Below are 10,258 nucleotides of genomic sequence, written 5' to 3'. Positions count from 1 at the left end.
CAAAATTAGGTACCTGTTCCAAGTGAAGGGAAAGGTATGCCCCTAAACTGGTAAACCGACAGGCAACCGAGCCAGAAAATCAAAAACATTCAATTTTGAAACCCAAATAGTAAGCTAAAAGGCTTAACTTAATAGCATTGGGGGGGGGTAGTTTTGATGAGGCAGTTTTTTATCAATTAAAATTCATAATTAAAGTCTAGGCTTGGTAGTTTTTTATCCAAGAGTTGAGGCATTTCTTTCTTACCCTATTCAGGCTTAACAAATGATTACATTTTTGTATCGTTTAATGCCAAGCATTCCTAAGCTCTTTTCCCATATACCCTTCCTATCTGGTCCTCTTCTTTTCCTTTAAGACAAATCCTATTCCGGCTCCGATGGCAACACCTAAAGGAATACCAATAGCCAAGTTCTCCATAGCAACTCCTATTGTTGCCCCTATGCCTGTTCCAATTGCGATTCCTGCAGCTACGTAATTCGTTTGACTATTTTTTTTCATTTCTCTCATTTTTTTACTCCCTTACACTGTAATTGCAAAGTTTGGATCTTGTTTTCCTGTTTATTCTACAAGCTATACCCAATTCGCAAATGCATATTTAATTCTACTCCTCCCTCGTTCTTTGGATAACCGGCACCCTTAGCTAGGGTGTAACTATACCCTGCCCCAATACCTGCTTCGTAATTAAAACGTTTCCCTATATTTCTTCTAATTCCCAAAGTAGGAATAATGGAGAAATCACTTACCACCGGAGCATCGTCAGTATTGAACAGTGCCAATTCCGGATGATAACTGGTTTTTAAAGCAATAAAATTACCACTGTTTCCATCAATTCTTTTTGAATTCTCAGCGCGTTTTTTGAGGTTGTAATAAAACCTTGGCTCAACAACAATTACAGGTGTAAGGATAAATGGAGCGTCAAAATCATCATAATAAGTAGTTTCCCATATACCAAAGTCAAAACCTAGCTCTGTTCTTAGGGCAATGCTATTTGATAGTTTTGCTTCATTGTATGCCCAGATTCCTAAAACTCCGGTTTGCAACCCAAATGTTGATTTTTCTACACTTACGTTTTGAGATTTAGCAATTAAAGCTAGTCCGCACAATGTCAAGGTCAATAGTGTCTTTCTCATAATATTACAATTTTAGAATTCATTTATAGCGCATGCCCTTTATTGCATGTTTGTTTAGTTGAGGGCCAATCATTATTCAAAGATTAATTGCGCTGGTTCATCAGTTTAATGGTACAAATATGAACCAGAAAAGGAGGTGATTCGTACTGAAATGAAGATGCGAACGTATTTATGAGATTCAATACTTTTGAAGCAGACTGGATACATCGCAACAAAGATTTAGGGGTTATCCCTTTAATTTAAAAGAAATAAAAAACAGATTTTCAGGTGATTGAATTTTTTCAGATATAGGGAGCGTCTGAAAGATTGCTCCTAGGTATTTTGCTTAAAGTTTTGTCCCTTCAAAGCAATATGTTTTAAGCCTTCCTTTCCACGGGTTGTCCACCCTTGAACATTTTCATTGAAGCCCCTCAGGCTTCACCATTTGAAACTAAGCCAGATTCGAAAAAATAGCTATTCACTAGGAAAGGGCTTTAGCCCATTTTTAAATACCATAACACAGCATCCGGCTTTAGCCGAAATTTAGTTAACAAAAGGGTTAATAGGAAATTGAACTTTTGCCAAAGGGAAGAGGGCTGCAAACTATTTCATTCTAGGGGGTCAATATGTTTCATTTTACTAATTGAAACTCATTCCCCATAGCAAGCCAAATGGCCAAGGCCACGAACTGGGACCTGAGCTTGTCGAAGGGGCCGAAGGGTGTTGAAGAGAACTAGGCTTTTCTAGTAGCTAGGATACTTAGTAATTGTGAGGCGTCTTTGTATTTATTTTATTATTCATAAGACTGCATTTCTAATGTTTTGTTTTTCTCACTAATCAGTTTATATGGTCGATTAAAAGCTTCCTGAGATACCTTAAAGTAGCTAGACAATTTTCTAATCGTATCTTTAGATAAACCCTTTTGATAATTTAAAATTTTAGAAATAGTTCCTTTTGAAAGTTCCAGGATATTGACTAAATCTTTTGCTTTTAAATTATGATCAACCATTAATGTCTTCAATAGGACAATAGGATCAACTTCATTAAATGTATTATTTTCTTTGTCCCATTTCTCAATTAATAAGGTAAGTAACTCAATTTCATCTAATGTTTTGGTATCCTCTTCCACTACCAAATTCTCAAGAACATCACAGTAATCATTATACTGCTCAACACTTTTTATAATTTTATATTTTAAAGTCTCCATTCCAGTGGCATTTAAATTTCCAATCAATAAGCACTAATGTCATATTGTTTTCCTTCTTTACAAAGTTTTGTATACTCAGCATGAGTTCCGATCCATTTAATAAACAGGTGGATTTTTTCCTTCCCAAAATGATATTTGCAAATCAACCTATAGTTGTTTCCACCTATATTAAACACAACTCTTTCAGAGCCTTTCCCAAGTATATCTGCACTATTAAAAGTGGAAATAAGCTCATTGGGTTCATTCCAATCAACCCTCTTTAAAATTGACAACCAAATCTCAAAAGATACTTTACTTCTGGCATTTTTCAAGACAAAGTCCTCAATTGATTGTTTCTTTATTAAATGTACTTTCATATACTTATTGAGTAAATATACAAATAAAGTTTCATTAAAGGAAACTTTTCCAATCTGGAAAAATAAAAATTTTTGGTCTGAGGAAGTTTTGTCTTGACCAAGTACCAAATAGTCCCTATTCCTAAAAATAGCTACTCAATAGAAATGGGCTTTAGCCCATTTTTAAAGACAATAACACAGCATCCGGCTTTAGCCGAAATTTAGTTAACAAAAGGGTTAATTGGAAATTGAACTTTGCCAAAAGGGAAGGTGGCTGAAAATTATTTAATTTAGGGGGGCAATATGGTCCGTTTTACTAAAAAGAAAACCATTCTCGATTCTAACCCTAAACCTCAAGGCAACGAACTAGCCCCTGAGCCTATGATCCCTGAGCGGAGTCGAAGTGCCGAAGGGCTCAAGCCGTCAGCATTCTTAGTTATTGGCAAAATTTTTTTATTTTTTACTTAATGGAGGCACCAACTAAATTATAAAATTTATGAGCACTATCAATATACTTAACTATTTAATGTTCATAGTTGAACTTATCATGCCAAACCAAAGTAAAAACTCAAAATACCTAGCGTGTTAAAAAAGCCATGAATCATTATCATAAACCATAAATCGTATTTGCGCAGGTAAAATATTAAAGATAATAGTGCTCCGATAATTACTACAACAAGTTGCCCTGAAATACCCTGCTGCATATGCATGTATCTGAAAAAACTACAAATTATTAGGATATTAATAGCAAGGCTGATCTTACCGTCTCCAAAAAATTTGATGAATTGCCGCATAAGGTATCCGCGAAATATAATTTCTTCTCCAAATCCCGCAGTAGCCCACACTATCAATAACCAAACGATGGAGAGCCCAAAGTTTCCTTCCAATTGGTTCATGTTTGAGTAATCAATTGGAATTCCTGTTACAATCTCGATACCAGGGACGACTACAAAGACATAGAAAACAAAGAGTCCAAGTGCAACTAGTGGAGCGTGTACAAGGAGGTTTTTTACATTGAATTTTTCACGTTTAAACCCAAGCGCTGAAAATGGCTTTCCCTTGTATTCAATATAATTAGCTATTATAATGATAATCGCGATGATTATATTCTCAAAAGCTGTTCTGGTGATTGGCCCAAAGTACATGAAACAAATAATGAAAAGAGTAACTATTGGAATTATTATTTGTCGTAAGGTCATTTTTTTCATCGTTTTTGATTTTAAATTTTACGACAAAGTAATGAGCTAGACCCCCCAAATCCCTTAAAAACAATAATGTTATTACTGAATGGTAGTAAATTAATAACTGGATGGTCGATAGCTTTTAATGTATGCTATTGAAACCAAGCCATAAATGATTTTCGTTTGTAACGACTGATGTGAATTTCAGCAATCGCATCATTTCCAATAGAAGTTTTTAACCTAATCCGCAACCTGCCATTTGCAATCTTTTCAATTTGGTCCACTGAATCTTTATGAATGATAATTTGACGATTGACTCTAAAAAACAATTGGTCGTTTACTTTTTCTTCGAGATCATTCAATGTGAAATTTGTGGCGATTGCTAGGCCATCATTTTTAACAGCATAAACAATTTTGTGTTCACTATAGAAATATGCAATATTTTCGTAAGTAAGCTTGGTTATTTTCCCTCCATTTTCAATTGTAATAGCAATACCCTTTAGAGATAATTTATGTAAATTATAGATGTCTAGGGAGTAGGCTAGGCCTATAAGAATAAAACTTACCAACAAGGTGATCAGCAAGCCAATTAAAAGATAATAAAATTCAATTTCTCCACCAGCCATTTTATTCAAGACAATAGCTAGCGGAATATACATGACAGTAATATATCCCAAAGTAGAAGCCATAAACCAAGAGATAGAGGCGATTTCTACTTTTTTAGAGAAATTCTTTTTCTTGTAAAATAGGAAATTAAGCTCTGCTATGATTCCGATAAGAACACACAAAATAATAGTAGAAAGAAAACCTTCTATAGGGAATCTATATGATTTTCCACCTGGAAAACTCTCGGGAGATGATAAATGACTGAGGATTAAAGAGAAAACTATAAAGACAATCAATTTCTGAAACCACCTCAGTAGAGAGCTACGGTTAAATCTAAGCGATACAGTAGTTATTGCATTCTTGATCGCTTGTGAAATACTCATTTATTTAAAGTTCTTTGGGGTTATAATATTGTAGGGTCATTAATCATGCTTGATTCAAGGAATATTCCATATCACGAAATTAACATAATTGAACAATTGGACGATGGTTTTATCTTTGATTCCCATCTTTCAATGGCGAAATTGATTGATTTAACGCTATAAATTTAAAGGTTTGGGCTGCGTGAGTCTAATGAATTACAGCGTAGAGTAGAGCCTGATAGCCTTCAATATTTGCTTTTCATAGGATTCTACCCAGCAAATGTAAATCCATTTATATCCACACCACCCCTATGACTCCGGTAGTTTACTACAGGTTTTCACCGGCTGGAATAATTTGGTATCTTCGATACCAGATGCCCATGCTGGGCACACACACTGCATTCAGACTAGGCTGTTCCAGCCGTCAGAATGCTTAGTTATTGCCACACGTTTTTACTTTTTGTTTCTATTCAATATACTCACGATTAAATTCTTAACTACATTCATTTCTTCTGGTTTGCTTGCGGCTGTGAAAAGTGTAATGCTAGCAAGAGCTTCATTGCTAATAATGGCGGTTCGATCAATATTCATAAGGGCTTTATTGGTTTCAAGGAATAGAAGAAAACAAGCCGCAGCTATTCTCTTGTTGTCATCTGAAAAAGCATGATTCTTAATTATAAGATAGAGTAGAGTTGCAGCTTTTTCTTCAATACTCAGATAAAAATCTTTCTCACCTAAGCCTTTTGAAATTTGGGTGATCGCACTTTCGAAGCTTTGGTCTTTCTCAAGTCCGAATACGTCAGACTCAAATTCTAGCTTCATTTGATTTATCAAGGATTGATATTCTTTTTTGACGGGTATTTTGCGGTCTTTATTGATAGGCCTTTAGAGTCGAGCCTTTCGTGATCATAATCATCTAATAGTGCAAGGCCTTTTGCAAACTTATTAAGCCATTGAATTCCTTCTTCTTGTGCTGTTTCCTCAATAGCCCTTCCTAGTATTTGTATACCAGACTTAAATAATTTTAGCTCTTGATTTTTTTGCTCTAGTCGTTTCTCATTATATGGAATACCCTTGGATTAAATAGTCTTTGAGTCTATTGCTTGCCCACTGTCGAAATTGTGTTCCTCTTATGGACTTGACTCTGTAACCAACCGAAATAATTACATCGAGATTATAATACTTGGTAGTCTTTGACTGAGTCTTGCCTTTAATAACGCCATGTTCAGTGGTGTGTGCAAAATCTGCACATACCATAGATTCATCTAATTCACCTTCTTTGAAAATATTCCTAATGTGCCGTCCGACAACCGTCCTGTCCCGATCAAACAATTGTCCCAATTGTTCTTGATTTAGCCAAACTGTATCATCATCAAAAGTCACCTGTACTTCTGTATGACCGTCAGGGCTTTGATAAATCTCAATTTCACTATTTTCTTTCATTTCTTTTCAATGTGCTAGTAGAGTATCCCCTGATAGCCTACTTTGTCAGTACCTCTAAAGATACTAATAACAAGTAAAGAATCAGTAACCCTTCATCAAACCGTACCCAGTTAATTACAGGGTACTTTTCCTTCATACGACTTACCGATAGGGTTCTTCATTTGCTTTTCTAATGACTCTACCCAGCAAATGTAAATCCATTTATATCCACACCACACCTATCAATCCGGTAGTTTATTACAGGTATTCACCGGCTGAAATTATTTAGTATCTTCGATACCAGATGCCCGTAGGCTGTTCCAGCCGTCAGAATGCTTAGTTATTTTAGGCAATGTTTTTTATTTTCATTTAAACAAGTCTTTTAGTTTGTCCCAAAAGCTTTTTTAATCGGTTTCCACAATCTTTGTCAATATTGGTTCTGTCGAACTTGGTATTGTGTTTTTCTTTTGTTTTTCAATTTCGCTCATGAATTGGGGAGTGTCAGCAACAAGCATTTCTCTTGAGTATTTCATTTCGTCATCCACATAATAAATAAGTGCTTGTCCTTTGTCAATAAGTGCAATCGAAATAAGTCCAATGCAAGCACCTGCTGCGAAATCCACTCCCCAAACGAACGATATAGCTGAGTCCTGATTTGTTAAGTCGGGCTTTATCCAATTCCAGTCATTTGTTATTTCTGTTGGCTGGTCAAAATAGGTCTCAAAGAATGTTTCGTGTCCGTTTATTGAACAAGATAGTCCGTCAAGTTCTGTGATATTTTCAGAGTCACCCAAGATTTTAAAGTCATAACCAAGTCCCTTAATTGTCTCTTCAATTTGTGTTTTTGTTGGTATGTGGGCCTTTCTAAGAAAAGCTACTTGAGTCATTGACATTTCGGTCTTGTTTTAAATATTGCCTAACGAGATTCAGCTTGGAGACGGCGGGCTTTCTGAGACGTTCACTTCATGCCTACTCCTAATTTTTTAAAGATACTAGACTTTCTATTTACCCTGAACCGCCTGCTGTAATCCAAGGTGATGTTATAGTGCCTATTCTTTTTACAATTCAATGGAAATTTTGACTTTTCCTCCCAATCCTTTTTCTACTATGTCGAAGAGCGTTTTAAGTGTCAGATTGCTTCCGTTATTTTCGACCCTTGAAATGTAGGTCCTTTTCTTATCTACTAATTCTGCCAATTGCTCTTGTGTCAAATTCTTGTCCTCCCTGGCTTTCTTCAATAATACACCGATCTTGAACGATTCAAAATCTCTTTCAAGTTCGTCTCTTCGTGATGTGCCTTTCCTTCCATACACATCATCTTTTATGTTTTTCCAGCTTTTCGTATTCATTTCTTTGTTCTTTTCTTTTTTTCTGGGTCTTTTTCAGCAAAGTATTGGTCCATCAACTTACTCGCCTTTTCTATTTCCTTGGGTGGTGTCTTTTGTGATTTCTTTTGAAAGCCATTTAATAAAATAACTAGCTTACCTTTGTCAAAAAAACAAAACACCCTCCAGATGTTTGATCCCAACTGGATACGGGCTTCAAACAACCCCTTCTTTGTTTTGATAGGCTTCAGGTAAGTTTCAGGAACTCTTTCAAGGGTCTCAATAGCCTCAATAACTTTATAAATTTTGTTTTGAACTTTGTCGGTCTGCTTTCTCAGAAAGTTCTCAAAATGGTTTTGGTAAGCTATGACTTCCCTTACTTTATCCATAGACGTAAATGTAACTTAAAGGTTACTATTTTCAAAATTCTAAAATTTTCTTCCGTGAATAAGGCTTCTCAATATCCGCTAGTAGTGTAGCCCCTGATAGCCTACTTTATTAATATAAAGACAATAATAAGCAGAAAACTTTCAACGCCCCGACTGGGTGTAGAATCCTCTACACCCTTTTATTCCTAACTGACTTTGAAGTCGAAATCTTTTATATGCCATTTGCAATGGCTTCTGAAGCCTCCCTTGATGTAAACAAATGGACAAAATTTTGCATACTGTACTGAAATTTGAGACCCCATCCTAATCAACAATACACTTGGGCAGCATTCATTTGCAATTCATTCAAGGATAGACTATTTTAAGTTATGGGAGAGGCTTATCAAATAAGAGATCAGGAAATCGAGCCTGCCCGAGGCAGACAGGCATGACAAAATCATCAGGCCAAAAGATTTTTGTAGCAAGAGTCCACCCCGATAAACCGCGGCAAGTACTGACCTTTGGAAAACAAATATAAACAGATGAAATTATGCTGGATTAGAAGGTTTGATAACCGCGGATCATTGGTAATTCTGTCCATTTCCAATTGCAAATTGGAAAGGATAGAAGGGTGTAGCTGCAAACCTACACCCAGCTCACGAAGGCATTAACTATACCTAGGGGGGGTAGTAGCCCTCTTTAATTGATATGTTTTCAATTACAAGAAAATTTACTTTTTAGGTTTAAGAATGAAATTCTCTACTTGATGCTTATCTAATTTATAATCGACACCATAAATGGTTTTTTGTAATTCAACAATTGAATTTGGCTTGGTTTTAGGTATACTCTCGAAATAACCTTCATTAATCCAAAGAATAGAATTTTCTAAGATGAATCCTTCTTTGGATTTGTCATCCAGATAGTCCGAAATCTCTTTGGAGGTAAAAAATGATTTTCTTTCCATTTTCACATTGATTTATAATAGTAGGAGTCATTCCCTGTAACGTACGGCTAAAGTACACATTTCTCTTTATTCTCTTTACAACTACCACTAAACTAACTAAATTCTTCTAAATAAAAAACCTATAGGGCCTTTAATTAGGGTTTTTAGGATAATTTATAGGTTTTGCGGTATGCATTTGTTAACACCAAAATTGGCAAGGGCGCTTCTATTCACCGCTGAAACCGCTTTAAAATAGCCTCTTCGTTGCAGTCTTTAATTTTTCCTTTGCGGTGCTATACTAAAAGCTCCAAACAGAATGATTTCCTTGGGATTGCAACACTTTCCGTAAATTAAGAGACAAGCTATCACAAGTTCTTTATCATAATACGGGTCTAAAACAAAGAACCCTAAGCCAACAAATAGAATCAGTAAATTTTCATTCTAACAACGAAAAAAAATAAAAGGAGAAAACCATTCTCCATAGTAACCCTAAATCCCAATATCACTTCAATATTTTAATGAAATTTACCCTGTATACGGTCCCTGAGCCTGTCGAAGGGTTCCAGCCGTCAGAATACTTAGTTATTGTGGCAAGTTATTTTTTTTCAATTGTTTTTATCAGTTTGTCATTCTCGTAATGTTCTGTTTTTAAAGTGTCACCATTCTTGTCAAAGTACACCCAAATTGAGTCACGTTTAAACTCATCTTCTGATTTGTCTGTCCAATTTTCTGTTTCTAAGGTCCAATATTTCTTAGCGGCAATCTGTCCTGGTTTATAAATCCAAGTTTCTGTCTTCAAGGTTACTCCGTCTTTTGGCCAATAGCCAGTCCCTGATCTTGTCATTTCTGGTTTTGTCAATTCAGTAAACGCAAGTAATGGTAAGGGTGTGCAGAATATAAGCAAAATTATAGTCGACAAACTCATGCTTTTTTGAAACCAAGTTTTCCTGTTCTTAAATGTCAAAATGCCAACTGATATTAAAGTTAGTCCCCAAAAAATTGGAAAAATGATTGCGTAAATCAATGAAGTTCCACCTGTCATGGTACTTGCATGCCATGCAAAAAGAATATTAACAAGAATAAATCCTGTCGCTATCCATGTCAATTTTCGGTTCCACTTCATTGTCTGTTTTTAATTTGCCACAACGGTTTGCATATGGCTTGTGGCGGTTTCGAAGCACTTTTCTGTCCCCCGAAACCAAAGCTGGCTACGAAGCGAAAATCTTGCTGGTAGCCGTTTACCCGCCATAAGCTATATGTGTTGTTGAACGAATCCTGCTAAGGCAGGAAGCCGGCAGTTGTTGCCGTTTCTTCCTACATTAGACTTATCGTTAATATTAAACATTTTAAGCTATGAAAAAAAAAGCAATCTATCATTGAAAAAGCCTGTGAAAATGTGCCA

The 10,258-nt window shown here is 35.7% G+C and carries 13 protein-coding genes; all 13 read right to left on the bottom strand.

The window, feature by feature from the left end:
• Nucleotides 1-325: 325 nt before the first annotated feature.
• Nucleotides 326-496 carry a glycine zipper domain-containing protein gene (locus AC13EX_RS02535; protein WP_482891418.1) on the bottom strand — a complete coding sequence of 57 codons (171 nt, stop codon included), beginning with the start codon at nt 494-496 and terminating at the stop codon, nt 326-328.
• 65 nt (nt 497-561) lie between these two features.
• Entirely contained in the window at nt 562-1,128 is a 567-nt protein-coding gene (locus tag AC13EX_RS02530) for a hypothetical protein (RefSeq protein ID WP_482891417.1), read from the bottom strand.
• 772 nt (nt 1,129-1,900) lie between these two features.
• Nucleotides 1,901-2,314 (bottom strand): helix-turn-helix domain-containing protein, encoded by a 414-nt coding sequence (locus AC13EX_RS02525; protein ID WP_482891416.1) that lies wholly within the window; start codon nt 2,312-2,314, stop codon nt 1,901-1,903.
• A 23-nt stretch (nt 2,315-2,337) separates the two neighbouring features.
• The gene (locus AC13EX_RS02520; RefSeq protein ID WP_482891415.1) at nt 2,338-2,670 is read right to left on the bottom strand and encodes a type II toxin-antitoxin system HigB family toxin; all 333 of its coding nucleotides are present in this window, start codon (nt 2,668-2,670) and stop codon (nt 2,338-2,340) included.
• 524 nt (nt 2,671-3,194) lie between these two features.
• Complete coding sequence (locus AC13EX_RS02515) at nt 3,195-3,857, bottom strand: CPBP family intramembrane glutamic endopeptidase (protein WP_482891414.1); 663 nt, start codon at nt 3,855-3,857, stop codon at nt 3,195-3,197.
• Nucleotides 3,858-3,982: 125 nt separating this feature from the next.
• Nucleotides 3,983-4,819 (bottom strand): LytR/AlgR family response regulator transcription factor, encoded by an 837-nt coding sequence (locus AC13EX_RS02510; protein ID WP_149393787.1) that lies wholly within the window; start codon nt 4,817-4,819, stop codon nt 3,983-3,985.
• Between the two features lie 432 nt (nt 4,820-5,251).
• Nucleotides 5,252-5,620 (bottom strand): type II toxin-antitoxin system death-on-curing family toxin, encoded by a 369-nt coding sequence (locus AC13EX_RS02505; protein WP_482891413.1) that lies wholly within the window; start codon nt 5,618-5,620, stop codon nt 5,252-5,254.
• Nucleotides 5,621-5,857: 237 nt separating this feature from the next.
• Nucleotides 5,858-6,241 (bottom strand): virulence RhuM family protein, encoded by a 384-nt coding sequence (locus AC13EX_RS02500; protein ID WP_482891412.1) that lies wholly within the window; start codon nt 6,239-6,241, stop codon nt 5,858-5,860.
• A 383-nt stretch (nt 6,242-6,624) separates the two neighbouring features.
• Nucleotides 6,625-7,107 (bottom strand): hypothetical protein, encoded by a 483-nt coding sequence (locus tag AC13EX_RS02495; RefSeq protein WP_482891411.1) that lies wholly within the window; start codon nt 7,105-7,107, stop codon nt 6,625-6,627.
• Nucleotides 7,108-7,278: 171 nt separating this feature from the next.
• The gene (locus AC13EX_RS02490; RefSeq protein WP_048641660.1) at nt 7,279-7,569 is read right to left on the bottom strand and encodes a helix-turn-helix domain-containing protein; all 291 of its coding nucleotides are present in this window, start codon (nt 7,567-7,569) and stop codon (nt 7,279-7,281) included.
• The gene (locus AC13EX_RS02485; protein ID WP_149393789.1) at nt 7,566-7,934 is read right to left on the bottom strand and encodes a type II toxin-antitoxin system RelE/ParE family toxin; all 369 of its coding nucleotides are present in this window, start codon (nt 7,932-7,934) and stop codon (nt 7,566-7,568) included. Before AC13EX_RS02485 ends, AC13EX_RS02490 begins: the two co-directional genes overlap by 4 nt.
• A 709-nt stretch (nt 7,935-8,643) precedes the next feature.
• Nucleotides 8,644-8,877, bottom strand: coding sequence for a hypothetical protein (locus AC13EX_RS02480; protein ID WP_482891410.1), 234 nt, complete (start codon nt 8,875-8,877; stop codon nt 8,644-8,646).
• 574 nt (nt 8,878-9,451) lie between these two features.
• Nucleotides 9,452-9,979 (bottom strand): hypothetical protein, encoded by a 528-nt coding sequence (locus AC13EX_RS02475; RefSeq protein ID WP_482891409.1) that lies wholly within the window; start codon nt 9,977-9,979, stop codon nt 9,452-9,454.
• Nucleotides 9,980-10,258: the final 279 nt, after the last annotated feature.

This window comes from Cyclobacterium sp. L-R, assembly GCF_056859355.1.
Note: the sequence above shows the minus strand (reverse complement) of the source record. Positions and strands in the feature narration are given on the sequence as shown.